We start from the raw sequence: 16,237 nt of genomic DNA, 5'->3' as shown, positions 1-16,237 counted from the left end.
ACGTGTTTGCTCCCTGATCCAATTGATTGAGCACGAACGTAAGACTTGCAAACATTGTGGAGCCTGTCAGGCATCCGGATGGAAGACCTTCCCGAGGCTGGCCGGCGCGTTCAGCCGGATTCGGGCGACATCGCGTGAAATCACCACCAGGACGATGACGGTAGCCAGATAAGGCAGCATCGACAAGAGTTGTGACGGAATGTCGATTCCCAGCCCCTGGACGTGGAGCTGCGCAATGGTCACCCCGCCGAACAGCCAGGCGCCGAGCAGCACGCGGCCCGGCTTCCAGGTGGCGAAGACCACCAGCGCCAGCGCGATCCAGCCGCGCCCGGAGGAGATGCCCTCCGCCCACATCGGCGTGTAGTCGAGCGACAGAAAGGCCCCGCCCATGCCGCTCATCGCGCCGCCGAACAGCACGGCGAGGAAGCGGATGCGGATGACCTTGTAGCCGAGCGCGTGGGCCGCCGCGTGGTTCTCGCCCACCGCGCGCAGGATCAGCCCCTTGCGCGTCGCGTAGAGGAACCAGTGCACGGCCGGCACCGCCGCCAGCGCCAGATAGACCAGCGCGTCCTGCCCGAACAGGGCCTTGCCGATCACCGGCAGGTCGGTCAGGCCGGGGATGTAGAGTTCCGGCACGTCGGCGATGGGGATGCCGACGAACCCTTGCCCGATCAGCGCCGACAGGCCGACGCCGAACAGCGTCAGCGCGAGGCCGGTCGCCACCTGGTTGGCGAGCAGGAGCAGGGTCAGCACGCCGAACAGCGCCGCCATGCCCGCCCCCGCCGCCGCACCGGCGACGAAGCCCAGCGTGGAGCTGCCGGTCTGGACCGCCACGGCGAAGCCGCTGACGGCGCCCACCAGCATCATGCCCTCGACGCCGAGGTTCAGGACGCCGGACTTCTCCACCACCAGCTCGCCCAGCGCGGCGAACAGCAGCGGCGTGGCGGCGGCCAGCATGGCCGCCAGGATCGGGCCGATCAGGGCCAGTTCGGCGCTCATGCCGCGGCCCTCCCAACGACAGCCCGCTTCGCGCCGAAGCGCACGCGGTAGCGGATCAGCACGTCGGTCGCCAGCAGGAAGAACAGCAGCATGCCCTGGAACACGCCGGTGATGGCCTTGGGCAGGCCGAGCGCGATCTGCGCCGCCTCGCCGCCGATGAAGGACAGCGCCATCAGGAAGCCGGCCAGCAGGATGCCCACCGGGTGCAGCCGCCCCAGGAAGGCGACGATGATGGCGGTGTAGCCGTAGCCGGGGGAGATGGTCGGGTTCATCTGGCCGATCGGCCCGGCGACCTCGCCCAGCCCAGCCAAGCCTGCCAGCGCGCCGGACAGCAGCAGCGTCAGCCAGATGATCTTTTTCTGGTTGAAGCCGGCGTAACCCGCCGCCGTCGGGGTCAGGCCGATGACCTTGATCTGGAAGCCGATGAAGGTCCGCGCCATCAGGAACCAGCCCGCCGCCACCGCCAGCAGGGCGAACAGCGATCCGAGATGGACGCGCGTCCCGGCGACGAGCAGCGGCAGCACCGCGTCCGCCTCGAACAGGCGGGATTCCGGGAAGGCGAAGCCGTCCGGGTCGCGGTAGGGGCCATGCATCAGGTAGTTCAGCAGATGCAGCGCCACGTAGTTCAGCATCAGGCTGGTCAGGATCTCGCTGGCGTTGAAGCGCACCCGCAGGAAGGCGGGAACTGCCGCCCACAGGGCGCCGCCGGCCATGCCCGCGACGATCATCAGCGGCAGCAGCCACCAGCCGCCCTCGCCGTAGAAGGCCAGTGCCAAGCCGCCGCCGGTGATGGCGCCGAGCGTGAGCTGCCCCTCGGCCCCGATGTTCCAGACGTTGGCGCGGAAGCCGATGGCCAGCCCGATGGCGCAGAGCACCAGCGGAGTCGCCTTGACCGCCAGCTCACCGAGGCCGCGCAGCGACAGCAGCGGCGCGATGAAGAAGGCGTGCAGCGCCTTCACCGGGTCGAAGCCCATGGCCCAGAACAGCAGGAAGCCGCTGACGAGCGTGAGCGCGACCGCCAGCAGCGGCGTCGCGTAGACCATCGCGCGCGACGCCTCGCCGCGGGGTTCGAGACGGAGGAGGGTCATGCCCGCACCTTGCCGAGGATTGCCCCCTCTCCCCCCTGGGGAGAGGGTTGGGGTGAGGGGGTTGCGCAGGGCGCGGCGTTCGGCAGAAGGGCATCCCCCTCACCCTCCCCTCTCCCCGGGGGGGAGAGGGTATGAAGCGTCGGTCCCATCACTCCTCATCCTCGTCGGGCGGGTGGTTGAACAGGCCGCCCATCAGCAGGCCGATCTCCTCCACGCTGGTGTGGTGGGTGGGGCGGCTCTCCGAGAGATGGCCGTGGAACAGCACGGCGATGCGGTCGCTCAGCACGAACAGCTCGTCCAGGTCCTGGCTGATGACCAGGACGGCCGCACCCGCGCGCGCGAGGTCGATCAGCGCCCGGTGGATCGCCGCCGCCGCACCGGCGTCCACGCCCCAGGTCGGCTGGCCGACCACCAGCAGGCGCGGCTTCTGAAGAATCTCGCGGCCGATGATGAATTTCTGGAGGTTGCCGCCCGACAGCGACCGCGCCTCCGCCCGGTGACCGTGGGTGACCACGTTGAAGGCGCCGATGATCCGCTCGGCGTAGGAGCGCGCGCGCCCGAAATGCACCAGCCCGCTGCGCACCAGCGGCTCGCGGGCGTAGCCGGAGAGCAGCGCGTTCTCCGACAGGCTCAGCTCCGGCACGGCGCCGCGGCCCAGCCGCTCCTCCGGCACAAAGGCGAGGCCGAGCAGGCGCCGCTCGCGTGGGCCGAGATGGCCGGCCGGCCGCCCCTCGATGGCGACCGACGCCGGGTCCGGCACCAGAGCCTCGCCGCTCAGCGCGGCCATCAGCTCCGCCTGGCCGTTGCCGGCCACACCGGCGATGCCTAGGATCTCGCCGGCCCGCACCTCGAAGGACACGTCCTTCAGGTTGGTGGCGAAGGGGTTGTCGGAGGTGGTGGAGAGGTGGCGGACCTGCAGCTTCGCCGCCCCGGCCTCGCCCTGCGGCAGCCGCTCCGGGGTCGACAGCTCGGTGCCGATCATCATTTCGGCGAGGCTGCGTGCCGTCTCCCTGCGCGGATCGCAGCTCCCCACCACACGCCCGCCGCGCAGCACCGTGGCGGTGTCGCAGAGCGCGCGGATCTCCTCCAGCTTGTGGCTGATGTAGAGGATCGTGCAGCCCTCCGCCGCCAGCCGGCGCAGCGTCTCGAACAGGCGCGTCGCCTCCTGCGGCGTCAGGACCGAAGTCGGCTCGTCCATGATGAGCAGCTTGGGGTCCTGGAGCAGGCAGCGCACGATCTCCACCCGCTGCCGCTCGCCGACCGACAGGTTGTGGACGTGGCGGCGCGGGTCCAGCGACAGGCCGTAGCGTTCCGACACCTCGGCGATGCGCGCCGACAGCGCGTCCATCGGGCCGGGCTGATCGAGGCCGAGCGAGATGTTCTCGGCGACCGTCAGCGTGTCGAATAGGGAGAAATGCTGGAACACCATGCCGATGCCCAGCCGGCGGGCGCCCGCCGGGTCAGGGATGTGGGTGTCATGCCCGTTCCACTGAATCCGGCCGGCATCGGCGTGCAGCACACCGTAGATGATCTTCACCAGCGTCGACTTGCCGGCGCCGTTCTCGCCCAGCAGCGCGTGGATCTCCCCCGGCCGGAGGACGAGATCGACCTGATCGTTCGCCAGACAGCCCGGAAAGCGCTTGGTGATGCCGCGCAGTTCGAGCCGGTGCGGTGGGGATGACACGGATGGGGAATCCAAGGAGGCGGACCGGGTAGGGGTGAAGTCGGCAGGGCATTGCCAAAGCCATGCCACTTTCGGAGAGTCTTGCCCGTCAAGGCTGTTCGCCGTCAACAGGGGAAGCGATTGCCCAGCCTGCGGTCATTCGCCCCGTTTCGGGCGCCTGTCGCAGCCCAACAAAGCGGCAGATGACCCAACAAATCAGCAGTTGCTTCGCACACGGACAGATGCCATGCCGCCGCACGGTTGACAAGAGGGCGCCGGCGTCATCAGCTATGGGAAGGGCCGCCATTTCCGGCGGCCTTTCCTTATGGAGCTTTTGGAATGAACCGCAAGTCGATGCTCGGCGATCCGCCGCCGATCCGAATCACCCCCCATGACCTTGGGCGTCTCGACGTCCTTCTCGCCCATCTCAGCCAGCCCGCCGGCGTCATCGACTTCCTCCAGCGCGAGGTCGACCGCGCCGATGTCGCGGATTATTCCGACGACGGCGGAACGCCCTTCGTCCGGCTCGGCAGCCGGGTCACCTTCGCGGACGACCGGGGCACGCGGCATACCGCCACACTCATCACACCGGACGAAGCGGCCCGGCGCCAGGACGGCATCTCGATCCTGACACCGGTGGGCGCCGCCCTGCTCGGCCTGTCCGAGGGGCAATCCATCGCCTATGGCACGCTCGACGGCCGCACCAAGTCGGTGCAGGTCTTGCGGATCGAACCTCCGGCGGCCTGACGGCCCGCCTGAAGGACCGTCTGACGGTCCATCGACCACGGCTTGCACCGTGGCGCGTCCGCGGAAAAGGCGGACGCGCCATGCAAGGGCACAGACCTCGCCACCCTTGCCTCCCCTGCCCCCTTCGCCCAACTATCGGAGACTTGAACGGGACAATCGGAGCACGGGCATGACGGCGGAACAGGCGGGCTACGCGATCCTGGAGGATCGGGGCGTCATCGCGGTCGCGGGCGAGGACCGGGCGGCCTTCCTGCAAGGGCTGGTGTCCAACGACGTGCGCCGCGTCGCAGCGGACCGCGCCGTCTACGCCCTGTTCCTGACCCCGCAGGGCAAGTTCCTGCACGACTTCCGCATCGCCGAATCGGACGGCGCCCTTCTGCTCGACCCCGAGACGGAGCGGCGCGAGGAATTTCTGCGCCGCCTGAAGATGTACAAGCTGCGCTCCAAGATCACGCTGGAGGACCGCGCCAGCGCCATGCTGGCCGTCGTCCTGTTCGGCGGCGACGCGCTTGCCCGGCTGGGTTTGCCGGAGGAGGCCGGGGCCGCGATCCCCTTCGCGGGCGGCGTCGCCTTCACCGACCCGCGCCTGCCGGCGCTGGGTGCCCGCGCCTTCCTGCCGCGCGAGGGCGCCGCGGCGGCGCTGGAAGCGGCGGGCTTCGTTCCGCGCGGTGCGGAGGACTACGACCGGCTGCGCCTGTCGCTCGGCGTGCCGGAGGGCAGCCGCGACCTCACCCCCGACAAGGCCCTGCCGCTGGAGAATGATCTGGACGACCTCAACGCCATCTCCTGGGACAAGGGCTGCTACATGGGGCAGGAGCTGACCGCCCGCACCAAGTACCGCGCCCTGATCAAGAAGAAGCTGTTCCCGGTGACGCTGGACGGACCCCTGCCCGCCCCCGGCACGCCGGTGACGCTGGAGGGCAAGGAGGTCGGCGAGATCCGCAGCGGTCATGGCTCCTCCGCCCTGGCCCTGTTGCGATTGGAAGACCTCACCCGTGCGGGGCAAGACGGATTGGTCTTGACAGCCGGAGAGGCCACAGTCACGCCGGCAAAGCCAGTCTGGGCAAGCTTTTGAGTTCTTCGTCACTTTTATTCCCAAAACTTCCCCGGACTAGCCGAAAGATTTTTTCGATTTTCCGCGTGACCATTCCCGCCGAGGCGCTGTTGTCGAACTGCCTTACCGAGACAAACCAAGGCACTCAACCGACACGCCGAAACACGGAGAGGAGTGAGTTATGCGTAGGGAAATCATCGCGGCTGCGTCCGTCCTGGCGCTGATGACCGGCACGGCGATGGCGCAGACCACGTCGCCGACCACCGGCAGCCCCGCCACCGGCGCCCCGACCGCGACCGAGATGAACAAGAGCGGCAGCGCCACCACCGGCAGCGCCGCGGGCCTGACCGGCGGCACGCTCGCCAGCGCCGAGAACATGATGGGCAAGAACGTCTACGGCACCGACAACGAGAAGGTCGGCGAGGTCGAGGACATCATCCTCGACAGCAACGGCCAGGCCCGCCAGCTCGTGATCTCCTCGGGCGGCTTCCTCGGCATCGGCGAGAAGCAGATCGCCGTGGACATCGGCAACGCCACCTGGGACGCCCAGCAGGAGCGCGTCCAGCTCTCGGGCATGACCCGCGACCAAGTGAAGGAGATGCCGGAGTTCGAGTACTCCGACACCACCACCTCGCTGAACCGCAACAAGGACAAGGCCGGCGACACGGTGAACGGCGCGGCGAGCCGCTCCTCCACCGGCACCTCCGGCACCATGACCGCTCCGGGCGGTGCCACCGGCACTCCGCCGGCCGCTCCGTCGGGCACCGGCCAGTAATCGCCGATCCGCTCATGAAAAGCCCCCGCGGCCAAGCGCCGCGGGGGCTTTTCCCTGTTCGGAATCGTGCTTACGGACGCGCGACGTGCCAGACGTTGTTGACGCCGTCACCGGTCGTGTCGCCCGGCTTGCCGTCCTTCGCCCAGGCGTAGAGCGGCTTGCCCTTGTAGGCCCACTGCATGGTGCCGTCGTCGCGGGTGACGACCGAGTAATCACCCATCGCCTTGGCGCCCGCCGGGGCCATCAGGGGCGGCCAGTTGGTGGCGCACTGCCCGTTGCAGGCAGACTTGCCGCCCGAATCGCGGTCGAAGACATAGAGCGTCATGCCCTTGCTGTCGGTCAGCACGGGGCCGCCGGCCGACTGGCCGGTCTTGGCCGGCATGGCTCCCTGTGCGAAGGCGGACGGCGTGAAACCAGACGGCGCCACGAGGCCGAGCGCCAGCGCGATCGCCGCGGCGGCGGTGAAACGGGTGAAGCGGTGCATGGACGGAACCTCCCTGTCGTGACGGGGCGGGTGATTGGACCCGGCCCTCACTGACAGGACGCCCGCCGCGCCGCTTTATTCCGTCCCCACCCGAAGGATGATCAGGCCCGCAGCAAATCGACGAAACGGCGGCAGGCGGCGATGTCCACGCGCAGGGCGGCGCGGCGCTTGGTCGCCTCCGGGTCTTCGCCCCAGGCTTCAATCTGGAAGGTCTCGTCGAGCTGCGACACCTCGAACGCCTCCTGGGCGTCGATGCGCCCCTCGACCAGCGCCAGCGCGACGATCAGCGAGCCGCAGGAGCCGGTGGCGGTCTGGAGCGCCGACAGCGTCCAGTCGTCGTAAGCCTCCACCGCGTTGCGCAGCGCGCGCAGCGCCTCGGGCGGCTGCGGCTTGGGCATCAGCCCGGCGTTGACGTGCAGCGGCGCGTCGTAGCGCAACGTCGCCCAATCGAGCAGCGGCTGCCAGCGCTGCGCCTGCCGCTCCACCAGGTTCCGGGGATGCTCCGCGCGGTAGCAGAGCAGGTCCGTCTCCGCATAGGCGGCCACGCCGTCGACGATGGCGGCCCGGCCCTTGCCGATCAGGTCCACCGCCGTGCTGGCGAGCTGCATCAGCGGCATGCTGTCCGGGGCGATGTCCTCGGGCTGCGCGTCCCATTCGGCGGCGACGGCCTGGGCCAGCGGCCAGCTCGCGAAGACCAGCGGCGCCTTGGCCGGGCTGCGGATCGGGCGGTTGTCCAGGCGCACCTCGAAGCCGCCGCCGGCGGCCTCGTCGACGGAGGCGGTCTTGTAGAAGCGCTTCATCAGGGTCCTTCGAATGCTCTCTTAACGGTGCAACAGGTCCAGCACGGCGCCGGCCACCTCGCGCCCGCGGTGGACGATGCGGTCGGCCCCGGCGCCCTCCAGCTCGGCCACCGCGTGATAGCCCCAGGAAACGCCGACCGACGCGACCCGCGCGTTGCGGGCCATCTGAATGTCGTAGGTGGTGTCGCCGATCACAACCGTCCGCGCCGCCTCCACCCCGGTTTCGGCCAGGGCGCGGTAGACCATGTCGGGGTGCGGCTTGCCGGGGCCGATGTCGCTGGTCTGGAGCGTGACGAAGCGCTCGGTCAATCCGTGATGGGCCAGCACGGCGTCCAACCCGCGCCGCGACTTGCCGGTCGCCACGCCGAGCAGAACGCCTTCCGCCTCCAGCGCGTCCAACGTGTCGCGCAGGCCGGGGAACAGCGGCTCGTGCAGGTCGCCACGGTGGCGCAGCGCCGCGAAGGCGTCCTTGTAGCTTTCCGCGACGGCCACATGGCGGTCGGTGTCCAGGTCGGGCAGCAGTTGCGACACCGCCTGCACCAGCGGCAGCCCGACCATGCGGCGCACCTCCAGCGGGTCCGGCTCGCCCAGACCGTGGGCGGCCCAGGCGCTGGTCATGGCGTCGATGATGGCGAACTGGCTGTCCACCAGCGTGCCGTCGCAATCGAACAGGGCCAGCCGCAGCGGACGGGCATTCTCTGAGCTGCTCACGGGCATCGCCTCCGGGACGCGGGTCGTACCGGACTTATGCGGGCCGCGCTGCCAAAGCGCAACTCACTTTGCCGGCTGCGACACCGAGGGACGCCAATGGAGCAGATGGACCGCCCCACCCAGCAGCAGGCCCCAGAAGGCTGAGCCCACCCCGGCGAAGGACAGGCCGGAGGCGGTGACCAGCATGGTGACCAGCGCGGCGGTGCGGTTCGCCTCCACCTGCACGGCGCCCATCAGGGCGGAGCCGAAGGCGCCGACGAGCGCCAGCCCGGCCACCGCCTCGATCAGAATCGGCGGGGAGCGGGTGACCATCACCGCCGTCACCCCGGCCAGCCCGGCGAACAGGATGTAGCCGACACCGCCGACGAAGGCGGCCTGCCAGCGCCGCGCCGGGTTGGGGTCGGCGTCCGGGCTGGCGCAGAGCGCCGCGGTGATCGCCGCGAGGTTGATGGTGGGCGCACCGCCCAGCGCCGTCAGGGCGGAGGCCGCCCCCGTCGCCAGGAAGATCGGGCGGGTCGGCGGCGCGTAGTTGTAGGTCGCCAGCACGGCGAGGCCGGGAATGTTCTGCGACGCCATGGTGACGACGAACAGCGGCAGGGCGATGCCGACCATCGCCTCCCAGGTGAACACCGGCTGCACGAAGGTCACGCTTGGCCACAGCGCGCCGGACAGCGCCGCCCCGCCGGCCAAACCGCCGGCCAAACCACTGGAAGAGTCCAGCGCCATCGCCCCCAGCGCCACCGCCACCGCGGCGGGCACGGCGTAGAGTCTTGCCACCCGCCCCACCACCGCCCAGGTCGCCAGCACCAGCAGCGCCATTCCCGGCGCCTGCGACACCGCCAGGAAGGGGGCAAGGCAGAGCTTCAGCAGGATGCCCGCCAGCATGCCGTTGGCCAGCGGCTTGGGAATCGCCGCGATCCAGCGGCCCAGCGGCGACCACAGCCCGGCCAGGACGATCAGCACCCCGGTCACCACGAAGGCCCCCACCGCGGCGGCGAAGCCTCCCTCCACCGCGCCGGTGGCGGCGAGCAGCGCCATGCCCGGCGTCGTCCAGGCGATGCTGATCGGCTTGCGCCGGTGCAGGCTGAGCCCCATCGCCGTCAGTCCCATGGCGAAGCCCAGCAGGACGAGGCCCGACACCACCTGCTCCGTGCTGGCACCCACGGCGGTCAGCCCATGGATGACCACCGCCACCGAACTGGCGTAGCCGACCAGGGCCGCCAGCAGGCCAGCGCCGACCGCGCGCAGGGAAAGCCCGGTCGAAAGGCCCGTCGCCGGGACGGTGTCGGAAGAAGACATGGCTTGGGACCCTCCATCGGGGGTGCAGGACGATGGAGACGGTGATAGATTGGATCCAATATCCTGGCAAGGGGAGATCACGCATGGCGGTCAACGACGGGCTGTCGCGCCTTGTGGCGCGGGCGCAGCCGCGCCACCGCACCACCACGGAGTTCGTGGAGGCGACGCTGCGCGAGGCGATCCTCAGCGGGGTCATCGCGCCGGGCACGCCGCTGCGGCAGGAGGAACTGGCGGAGACCTTCGGGGTCAGCCGCATGCCGGTGCGCGAGGCGCTGCGCCAGCTGGAGGCGCGGGCGCTGGCCGAATTCCACCCGCACCGCGGGGCCGTCGTCGCGGAAATCTCGGCGGCGGACGGCGCCGACATCGGGGCGATCCGCATGGCGCTGGAACCGATAGCGCTGCGCCTGTCGCTGCCCGGCCTGACGGCCGCGGACCTCGACCAGGCGGAGGAACTGATCGCGGAGATGGATGGGGAGGCCGATCCCGGCCGCATGGGGGAGCTGAACCGGCGCTTCCACATGACGCTCTACGCGCGGGCCGGGAGGCCCCGTCTGCTGGCGCTGACGGAGCAGCACCTGCTGGCCGCCGACCGTTACCTGCGCTTCCAGTTCGCGGCGCTGGGCTACCGGCCGCGGTCGCAGGACGAGCATCGCGCGCTGCTGGCGGCCTGCCGGGCGGGGGACGCGGACACGGCCTGCCGGCTCGTCACCGACCATGTCGGGCAGGCGGCGGAGCAGCTCACGGCGTTTCTGGAGGGGCGCGAGGCGGGGTGAGGCCCCCGCCTTACTCGACCCCCTCGAACGGGTCGCCCTTCAGGCTGGCGCTGAAGCCCAGATATTTCCAGGTCGTCAGCATGTGGTCGGGCAGCGGCGCCGTCACGTCGATCATCCGGTTGCCGCCGCGCGGGTGCGGCAGGATCAGCCGGCGGGCGTGCAGGTGCAGCTTCTTCTGGACTTCGGCGCCCGGCAGATAGGCCCCCTGCCCGGCATACTTGCCGTCGCCCAGGATCGGCGTGCCGATGGCGTTCATGTGGACGCGGAGCTGGTGGGTGCGCCCCGTGCGCGGCCACATGGCGACGAAGGCCGCCTGCTTGCCGAGATTTTCCAGCACCGAGTAGTAGGTGACGGCGCGCTTGCCGTCGTCCTCGTCGCCGGCCACCCGCTCGCCCTGCGGCCCGCCTTCCTTGGCCAGCGCGAGGTCGATCTTGCCCTGGTAGGGCTTCGGAACGCCGACCGTGGCGGCCCAGTAGATCTTGCGCACGTCGCGGCCGCGGAACTGCTCCGTCAGCTTGGACGCGGCGAAGGTGTTGCGCGCCAGCAGCAGGACGCCCGAGGTGTCCTTGTCCAGCCGGTGCACCAGCTTGGGCCGCTCCTTCGCGTCGAAGCGCAGGGCGTCCAGCATGGCGTCGAGATGCTTGGTGGTGTTGGTGCCGCCCTGGACGGCGAGGCCCGCCGGCTTGTTCAGCGCGATGACGTCGCCGTCCTTGAAGAGAACCAGCGCCTGGAGCGCCGCGATGTCCTTGTCCGACATGGCCGGCTTCTTCGGCGCGGGGGCCGGGGCGGCGCCCTCCGGCTTGGCCCAGTCGGCCAGCGGCGGGATGCGGATGGACTGGCCGGCGGCGAGCCGGGTCGAGGTCTCCGCCCGCTTGCCGTCCACACGGATCTGGCCGGTGCGCAGCAGCTTCTGAAGATAGCCGTGCCCCACGTCGGGGAAATGGCGCTTGAACCAGCGGTCGAGGCGGACGTCGGCCTCGTCGGACGTCACGGTCCGGGTTTCCACGCTGGGGGACTTGTTCTCACTCATCAAACGGGCACCGAAACAAGAGAACGCACGACCGCGAGGCCGGCAAAGAAACCCGCGATGGTCAGCACCATCGAGGCCAGGATGTAACCCGCCGCCGCCGACAGGGCGTTCCGCTCCACCAGCAGCCCGACGTCGAGCGTGAAGGAGGAGAAGGTCGTGAATCCCCCCAGCACCCCGACCATCAGCAGCGCCCGCAGCTCCGGCGAGGGCGACCACACCAGCGCGGCCAGCTCCGCCAGCGCGCCCATGGTGAAGCAGCCCACGGCGTTCACGATCAGCGTCCCGTAGGGAAACTGCGTGCCCAGCCAATGGCCGACCGCCGTCATCAGAAGATAGCGCGCCATGGACCCGACGGCGCCACCGACGGCGACCGCGACGAGCGTGGACGGTGATGCGATCACGGAACCTCCGGAACGGATGGGACGACGGGCATCCCGCGCGGATTAGAGCCAGAATTGCGGCGGCTTGTCACGCGCCGGGCGCAGCATCCCCCGCATTCCGGTCGCCCACACCGAAGATCCAGCCCTCCTGCCGCCGCGCGCGCGCGTCCATGGCCGGCGGACGCCACACCGCCTGCCGTCCGGCCAGCCAGCGCAGCCCCGCCGCGGAGACCAGCGCGTCCGCGTCATGGTCGGTCACCGCCCCGGACAGGCCGGCGGGCGGCGCACCGAGGACAGCCAGAGCGGCGTCAACCGCCGCCCCGTCGCGGATCTTGCGCAGCCCGAAGCCGGCGCGGATGAGGAACAGGCGCGGGTAGATCTCGCAGAAGACGGTGCGGCCCGGCCCCGGCGGATCGAAGGGCCAGACCGCCACCCGGTCCGGGGCCGCCCGCTTCAGGGCGCGCAGCATGCGCATCCCGGCCAGCCCGCCCTTCCCCACCTGCTTGGCGCCGATCAGCTTGTAGGGGCTCTGCGGGCTGCCGTAGCCGTCGGAGCGGCACACCCGCTCGGTCAGGCGGTGCGGGTCGCGGTACCAGTCCGGCTGGGTGCCGACGCGCCAGAAATCGGCGCCGTAGTCCGGGTGGGCCGCGAAGCCGCCGCCGGCGAAGTCCGGCGCAGCCCCGGCCACCGCCTCCACCCGGTCCCACAGGTCGTAGGCCGTCGCCGCGCCGGGATCGGGGAAATAGCGCCCGGCCACGTCGAAGGGCAGCGAGAAGGCGCAGTCGATCCCGACCAGCGCCGGGCCCCGCTCCAGCCCGTCGAGCAGCCAGTCGAATACGGCGGTGCGCGACCATTGCCGCTCTGTGGGAGCGACGACCCGGGGCGGCCCCTCCGCGCCGCATTCGGCCACCGCGACGCCGGCGTAGCGTTTGCCAGCGGCGCCCGACCAGTCGATGGCGATGAAGCGTGAGAACGCCGGAACCGCGTCATCCGCCGTCATGCGCACGCCTCTCCTGTCATTTCACGAACCCTGATGCCGAGCGTCCGGATTTCAACACGCGGCAATTGCATATGGACCCTCCAATGACCATCCGCTCAATCTCAGGTCTTCTCACCGCCCTCCTCGCCTTCACCGCCGCGCCGGCCCGAAGCGGTCCGTGCCTGGACATCCCGAGTGTCCTGCGTTCTGCCGACCCCGCGCTCAACACGGCGCAGGGCGGGCGCCTCACCCGGCACATCTTCGGCGCGCCGCCGCCGCCGAACGCCGTGCAGGAGGTCGGCATGCCACTGTTCGCCGATCTCTGGGCGTGGCGGGCGGCGTGGAACGCGGTGACCGGCTATCCGGGCGAGTTCCTGTGTGGCGAGGAGCTTGGCGGCACCCAGTTCGGCAAGACGCTGAGCGTGCAGGTCCCCGCGCTGTGGTGCGGGGAAACGGATGACATTGGCCGCTGCACCGGCGCCACCCCCTTCACCAGCACCACCGTGACCTACGTCTTCGAACGCGCCGGCCCGCCGCACGCCCCGGTCTGGATCCTCGGGGTCGCTTACCCGAAGCCGTAATGCGCCCTACTCATCCCCCTCAGCGGCCTTGCGGTCGCGCAGGCGCGCCCAGTAGTCCTGCCGCTTTTTGATCTCGCGCTCGAAGCCGCGCTCCACCGGCTGGTAGAAGGCACGCCGCGCCATGCCCTCCGGGAAATAGTTCTGGCCGGAGAAGCCGTCCGCCGTATCGTGGTCGTACTCGTAACCCTTGCCGTAGCCGATCTGTTTCATCAGCTTCGTCGGAGCGTTCAGGATGTGCTTGGGCGGCATCAGGCTGCCGGTTTCCTTGGCGGCGCGCACCGCGCTCTTGTAGGCGGTGTAACCGGCGTTCGACTTCGGCGCCGTCCCCAGATAGATCACCAGTTGGGCGATGGCGAGTTCCCCCTCCGGGCTGCCCAGCCGCTCGTAGGCCTCCCAGGCGGCGGTGGCCTGAGCGAGCGCGTTGGGATCGGCCATGCCGATGTCCTCGACCGCGAAGCGCGTCAGCCGGCGGGCGATGTAGCGCGGGTCCTCGCCCCCCTCCAGCATGCGGGCGTACCAGTAGAGCGCCGCGTCGGTGTCCGACCCGCGCAGCGACTTGTGCAGCGCGCTGATGAGGTTGTAATGCCCCTCCTGCGCCTTGTCGTAGAGCGGGGCGCGGCGTTGGATGGCGGTGGCGAGCGCGTTGTTGTCGAGAAGCGCGCCGTCCTCCGGCACCGGCAGGGCGAACAGCTCCTCGCAGAGATTCAGGCAGAAGCGCCCGTCGCCGTCGGCCATCGCCTTGAGCGCGGACCGCGCGTCCGGCGTCAGCGGCAGCGGGCGGCCCATCTCCGCCTCCGCCCGCGACAGCAGCTTCTCCAGCGCCGCGTCGTCCAGCCGGTTCAGAACGAAGACCTGCGCGCGGGACAGAAGCGCCGCGTTCAGCTCGAAGGACGGATTCTCGGTGGTGGCGCCGACCAGCGTGACGGTGCCGTCCTCCACATAGGGCAGGAAGCCGTCCTGCTGGGAACGGTTGAAGCGGTGGATCTCGTCGATGAACAGCAGCGTGCCCTGCCCGGCGGCGCGGCGCGCCCGCGCGGCGTCGAAGACCTTGCGCAGGTCGGCCACGCCGGAGAAGACCGCCGACAGCGGTTCGAAATGCAGGTCGGTGGACAGGGCGAGCAGCCGCGCGATGGTCGTCTTGCCGCAGCCGGGCGGCCCCCACAGGATCATGGAGGCCAGCCGGCGCGCGGCGACCATGCGGCCCAGCGGCCCGTCGGGCTTCAGCAGATGCTCCTGCCCGACCACCTCGCCCAGGCTGCGAGGGCGCAGCCGGTCGGCCAACGGGCGGGGGGCGCCCGCCTCGAACAGGCCGCCGGTGGCTCCGGAATCGCCGCGCTTGCTCATCGGTAAGCCATGACCCTTGCGGACACGGTCACTGGTTGGTGGGCGCGCCGCAGCGCTGGTAGCACATGCGCAGCGAATGCTGGCAGTTGTCGGTCGGCGAGAAGATGCCGCCGCGGTCCGGACGGTCGAGCCCACTCTGCGTGCGCGCGGCCACCGAGTCCATACAGGAGTTGTTGCTGCGCTCGCACTGGGCGCGGCAGGAATCGTCGCTGCCGACACCGCCATCCAGGCGCAGCGACGGGTCTTCGACGCCGCGAGCCTGCCCCTGGGTCGGGCGCGACGTGGCCGGCGCCCCGGTGGAGGTCGTGGTGGAGGCCGCCGGAGCACCGCCCACGGCGGCGCCGGACGAACGCCCCGGCGCGTCCGCGCAGGCGGCGAGCGCAACCAGGGCGAGGGCCAGCACCGGCCCCAGAATGAGTTTTGGACGGAACATCTCGGCTTTGACTCCCATTGTTCTTGCGTGACCCCGGACGTTGGCGGATGGTCCCCCGCATGGACCATGCCGCGGGCTCGGCGCCCACTATGCCGGGAACGCAAGCGATAAGGGAATGCCTCAAATGAGTCCCAACAATCCCGGCCCGTCTCCTCGCCGCCGGACATCGACCACCATTTTCGTGGCGCTGCTGATCGGCGGCCTGCTGCTGCTCGTCGTGCGCATGCTCGCCATGCCCACCGTCAGCGCCGGCGAGGTCGTCCTGCCCCTGCTGGCCGGCATCGGCATGGCGCTGGCCATCGGCGTGATGGTCATGCGCGACCGCCGCGAGCGCAACGCCCTGCCCCCGTCGGAGCGCAACCGCCAGGACCGCGGGATGCCCGATTGATTTTGGCCGGATTGATGCTGGGCGGAGAATGAGGGTGATGCGCGGGGCCGAGCCCCGCGCCGCTCACACGAATTTGAAGCTGAGCAGTCCGCCGATGATGATGACCAGCAGGACAGTCGTCACCAGCATCAGCCGCTTCTCGATGATGTCGCGCACCTGCGGCCCGTAGAAATGCAGCAGGATCGCGATCATGTAGAATCGCGAGAATCGTGCGACGATCGAGCACAGGATGAACACCGTCAGGTCGAGGTGCGCGAATCCCGCGGTGATCGTCAGCAGTTTGTAGGGTATGGGAGTGATGCCCTTGAGGATCAGGAACCAGGGGCCGAATTCGGCGAACATGTCCTGGAAGCGCTGGAACGACTCTTGCGCGTTGTAGAGGTCGATGATCAGCCGTCCGATGCTCTCGAACAGATAGAACCCGACCGCGTAGCCGAACAACCCGCCGATCAGCGAGGCCAGTGCGCAGATGTTGGTGTAGCGCCAGAGCTTCTTGGGCTCCGCCAGACACATCGGCACCAGCATGACGTCGGGCGGCAGGGGGAAGAAGGAGCTTTCCGCGAAGGAGACGGCGGACATCCACCAGACGGCGTCCTTGCGGGCGGAGAGCTTGAGAATCCGGTTGTAGAGAGGTTTCAGCATACCGCGCGCGCGGCGCCCTCCCGAAGTGGCGGAACCCGAAAACCGGAAACCCTCCCTCCGGGGATGA

Annotated in this window: 19 protein-coding genes; 6 read left to right on the top strand and 13 right to left on the bottom strand. The window is 70.0% G+C overall.

Features of this window, described 5'->3' with window-relative positions:
* Positions 1–66: 66 nt before the first annotated feature.
* The 3 genes from ACFPMG_RS18655 to ACFPMG_RS18645 all read right to left on the bottom strand — a co-directional run bounded on the left by ACFPMG_RS18655 (position 67) and on the right by ACFPMG_RS18645 (position 3,771).
* Positions 67–999: an ABC transporter permease gene (locus tag ACFPMG_RS18655; protein WP_376996578.1), complete on the bottom strand. Its 933-nt coding sequence runs from the start codon at positions 997–999 to the stop codon at positions 67–69.
* Positions 996–2,087, bottom strand: coding sequence for an ABC transporter permease (locus ACFPMG_RS18650; RefSeq protein ID WP_376996577.1), 1,092 nt, complete (start codon positions 2,085–2,087; stop codon positions 996–998). Before ACFPMG_RS18650 ends, ACFPMG_RS18655 begins: the two co-directional genes overlap by 4 nt.
* Positions 2,088–2,235: 148 nt before the next feature.
* Positions 2,236–3,771, bottom strand: coding sequence for an ABC transporter ATP-binding protein (locus tag ACFPMG_RS18645; RefSeq protein WP_145701949.1), 1,536 nt, complete (start codon positions 3,769–3,771; stop codon positions 2,236–2,238).
* A gap of 318 nt (positions 3,772–4,089) precedes the next feature.
* Here ACFPMG_RS18645 and ACFPMG_RS18640 point away from each other — a divergent pair, with 318 nt between their 5' ends.
* From ACFPMG_RS18640 to ACFPMG_RS18630, 3 genes are all read left to right on the top strand, one after another.
* The gene (locus ACFPMG_RS18640) at positions 4,090–4,497 is read left to right on the top strand and encodes a GreA/GreB family elongation factor (RefSeq protein ID WP_038528471.1); all 408 of its coding nucleotides are present in this window, start codon (positions 4,090–4,092) and stop codon (positions 4,495–4,497) included.
* Positions 4,498–4,666: 169 nt separating this feature from the next.
* Entirely contained in the window at positions 4,667–5,572 is a 906-nt protein-coding gene (gene ygfZ, locus ACFPMG_RS18635; RefSeq protein WP_376996576.1) for a CAF17-like 4Fe-4S cluster assembly/insertion protein YgfZ, read from the top strand.
* A 160-nt stretch (positions 5,573–5,732) separates the two neighbouring features.
* Complete coding sequence (locus ACFPMG_RS18630) at positions 5,733–6,326, top strand: PRC-barrel domain-containing protein (protein ID WP_376996575.1); 594 nt, start codon at positions 5,733–5,735, stop codon at positions 6,324–6,326.
* Between the two features lie 70 nt (positions 6,327–6,396).
* Here ACFPMG_RS18630 and ACFPMG_RS18625 read toward each other — a convergent pair whose 3' ends face one another.
* The 4 genes from ACFPMG_RS18625 to ACFPMG_RS18610 form a co-directional block, all read right to left on the bottom strand.
* Positions 6,397–6,810, bottom strand: a complete 414-nt coding sequence (locus tag ACFPMG_RS18625) for a COG4315 family predicted lipoprotein (protein WP_137102733.1) — start codon at positions 6,808–6,810, stop codon at positions 6,397–6,399.
* Positions 6,811–6,911: 101 nt separating this feature from the next.
* Entirely contained in the window at positions 6,912–7,610 is a 699-nt protein-coding gene (locus tag ACFPMG_RS18620) for an ATP12 family chaperone protein (protein ID WP_376996574.1), read from the bottom strand.
* A gap of 21 nt (positions 7,611–7,631) precedes the next feature.
* Positions 7,632–8,327: an HAD-IA family hydrolase gene (locus tag ACFPMG_RS18615; RefSeq protein ID WP_376996573.1), complete on the bottom strand. Its 696-nt coding sequence runs from the start codon at positions 8,325–8,327 to the stop codon at positions 7,632–7,634.
* A 57-nt stretch (positions 8,328–8,384) separates the two neighbouring features.
* Positions 8,385–9,620, bottom strand: a complete 1,236-nt coding sequence (locus ACFPMG_RS18610) for a benzoate/H(+) symporter BenE family transporter (RefSeq protein WP_376996572.1) — start codon at positions 9,618–9,620, stop codon at positions 8,385–8,387.
* Positions 9,621–9,703: 83 nt separating this feature from the next.
* Here ACFPMG_RS18610 and ACFPMG_RS18605 point away from each other — a divergent pair, with 83 nt between their 5' ends.
* On the top strand, positions 9,704–10,393 hold the full coding sequence (locus ACFPMG_RS18605; protein WP_376996571.1) for a GntR family transcriptional regulator: 690 nt from the start codon (positions 9,704–9,706) through the stop codon (positions 10,391–10,393).
* 10 nt (positions 10,394–10,403) lie between these two features.
* On the opposite strand, the gene ACFPMG_RS18600 is transcribed toward ACFPMG_RS18605, so the two are convergent.
* The 3 genes from ACFPMG_RS18600 to ACFPMG_RS18590 all read right to left on the bottom strand — a co-directional run bounded on the left by ACFPMG_RS18600 (position 10,404) and on the right by ACFPMG_RS18590 (position 12,803).
* Complete coding sequence (locus ACFPMG_RS18600) at positions 10,404–11,423, bottom strand: RluA family pseudouridine synthase (protein WP_376996570.1); 1,020 nt, start codon at positions 11,421–11,423, stop codon at positions 10,404–10,406.
* Entirely contained in the window at positions 11,423–11,824 is a 402-nt protein-coding gene (gene crcB / locus ACFPMG_RS18595; RefSeq protein ID WP_137102728.1) for a fluoride efflux transporter CrcB, read from the bottom strand. Before crcB ends, ACFPMG_RS18600 begins: the two co-directional genes overlap by 1 nt.
* A 67-nt stretch (positions 11,825–11,891) precedes the next feature.
* On the bottom strand, positions 11,892–12,803 hold the full coding sequence (locus ACFPMG_RS18590) for a hypothetical protein (protein WP_376996569.1): 912 nt from the start codon (positions 12,801–12,803) through the stop codon (positions 11,892–11,894).
* A gap of 83 nt (positions 12,804–12,886) precedes the next feature.
* Here ACFPMG_RS18590 and ACFPMG_RS18585 point away from each other — a divergent pair, with 83 nt between their 5' ends.
* Complete coding sequence (locus tag ACFPMG_RS18585; protein WP_376996568.1) at positions 12,887–13,363, top strand: hypothetical protein; 477 nt, start codon at positions 12,887–12,889, stop codon at positions 13,361–13,363.
* Between the two features lie 6 nt (positions 13,364–13,369).
* Here ACFPMG_RS18585 and ACFPMG_RS18580 read toward each other — a convergent pair whose 3' ends face one another.
* Together ACFPMG_RS18580 and ACFPMG_RS18575 are read right to left on the bottom strand one after the other, a co-directional pair.
* Complete coding sequence (locus ACFPMG_RS18580; protein WP_376996567.1) at positions 13,370–14,707, bottom strand: replication-associated recombination protein A; 1,338 nt, start codon at positions 14,705–14,707, stop codon at positions 13,370–13,372.
* Positions 14,708–14,735: 28 nt separating this feature from the next.
* On the bottom strand, positions 14,736–15,140 hold the full coding sequence (locus ACFPMG_RS18575) for a hypothetical protein (RefSeq protein ID WP_376996566.1): 405 nt from the start codon (positions 15,138–15,140) through the stop codon (positions 14,736–14,738).
* A 124-nt stretch (positions 15,141–15,264) separates the two neighbouring features.
* On the opposite strand from ACFPMG_RS18575, the gene ACFPMG_RS18570 reads away from it, so the two are divergent.
* Positions 15,265–15,528, top strand: a complete 264-nt coding sequence (locus ACFPMG_RS18570) for a hypothetical protein (protein WP_109071709.1) — start codon at positions 15,265–15,267, stop codon at positions 15,526–15,528.
* Positions 15,529–15,591: 63 nt separating this feature from the next.
* Here ACFPMG_RS18570 and ACFPMG_RS18565 read toward each other — a convergent pair whose 3' ends face one another.
* Positions 15,592–16,170, bottom strand: coding sequence for a YqaA family protein (locus tag ACFPMG_RS18565; protein ID WP_014240057.1), 579 nt, complete (start codon positions 16,168–16,170; stop codon positions 15,592–15,594).
* Positions 16,171–16,237: the final 67 nt, after the last annotated feature.

Source organism: Azospirillum himalayense, from assembly GCF_042657465.1.
Classification (GTDB): domain Bacteria; phylum Pseudomonadota; class Alphaproteobacteria; order Azospirillales; family Azospirillaceae; genus Azospirillum; species Azospirillum himalayense.
The sequence above is the reverse complement of the archived record's forward strand: the minus strand, read 5'-3'. Positions and strand labels throughout refer to the sequence as shown.

Bases quoted from the DNA above. Each gene is read 5' to 3' on its own strand.
- ACFPMG_RS18585 (WP_376996568.1), top strand. From the start codon at position 12,887: ATGACCATCCGCTCAATCTCAGGTCTTCTCACCGCCCTCCTCGCCTTC.
- ACFPMG_RS18615 (WP_376996573.1), bottom strand. From the start codon at position 8,327: ATGCCCGTGAGCAGCTCAGAGAATGCCCGTCCGCTGCGGCTGGCCCTG.
- ACFPMG_RS18570 (WP_109071709.1), top strand. From the start codon at position 15,265: ATGAGTCCCAACAATCCCGGCCCGTCTCCTCGCCGCCGGACATCGACC.
- ACFPMG_RS18600 (WP_376996570.1), bottom strand. From the start codon at position 11,423: ATGAGTGAGAACAAGTCCCCCAGCGTGGAAACCCGGACCGTGACGTCC.
- ACFPMG_RS18650 (WP_376996577.1), bottom strand. From the start codon at position 2,087: ATGACCCTCCTCCGTCTCGAACCCCGCGGCGAGGCGTCGCGCGCGATG.
- ACFPMG_RS18620 (WP_376996574.1), bottom strand. From the start codon at position 7,610: ATGAAGCGCTTCTACAAGACCGCCTCCGTCGACGAGGCCGCCGGCGGC.
- ygfZ (WP_376996576.1), top strand. From the start codon at position 4,667: ATGACGGCGGAACAGGCGGGCTACGCGATCCTGGAGGATCGGGGCGTC.
- ACFPMG_RS18625 (WP_137102733.1), bottom strand. From the start codon at position 6,810: ATGCACCGCTTCACCCGTTTCACCGCCGCCGCGGCGATCGCGCTGGCG.
- ACFPMG_RS18630 (WP_376996575.1), top strand. From the start codon at position 5,733: ATGCGTAGGGAAATCATCGCGGCTGCGTCCGTCCTGGCGCTGATGACC.
- ACFPMG_RS18655 (WP_376996578.1), bottom strand. From the start codon at position 999: ATGAGCGCCGAACTGGCCCTGATCGGCCCGATCCTGGCGGCCATGCTG.
- ACFPMG_RS18605 (WP_376996571.1), top strand. From the start codon at position 9,704: ATGGCGGTCAACGACGGGCTGTCGCGCCTTGTGGCGCGGGCGCAGCCG.
- ACFPMG_RS18610 (WP_376996572.1), bottom strand. From the start codon at position 9,620: ATGTCTTCTTCCGACACCGTCCCGGCGACGGGCCTTTCGACCGGGCTT.
- ACFPMG_RS18580 (WP_376996567.1), bottom strand. From the start codon at position 14,707: ATGAGCAAGCGCGGCGATTCCGGAGCCACCGGCGGCCTGTTCGAGGCG.
- ACFPMG_RS18565 (WP_014240057.1), bottom strand. From the start codon at position 16,170: ATGCTGAAACCTCTCTACAACCGGATTCTCAAGCTCTCCGCCCGCAAG.
- ACFPMG_RS18640 (WP_038528471.1), top strand. From the start codon at position 4,090: ATGAACCGCAAGTCGATGCTCGGCGATCCGCCGCCGATCCGAATCACC.
- ACFPMG_RS18575 (WP_376996566.1), bottom strand. From the start codon at position 15,140: ATGTTCCGTCCAAAACTCATTCTGGGGCCGGTGCTGGCCCTCGCCCTG.
- ACFPMG_RS18590 (WP_376996569.1), bottom strand. From the start codon at position 12,803: ATGACGGCGGATGACGCGGTTCCGGCGTTCTCACGCTTCATCGCCATC.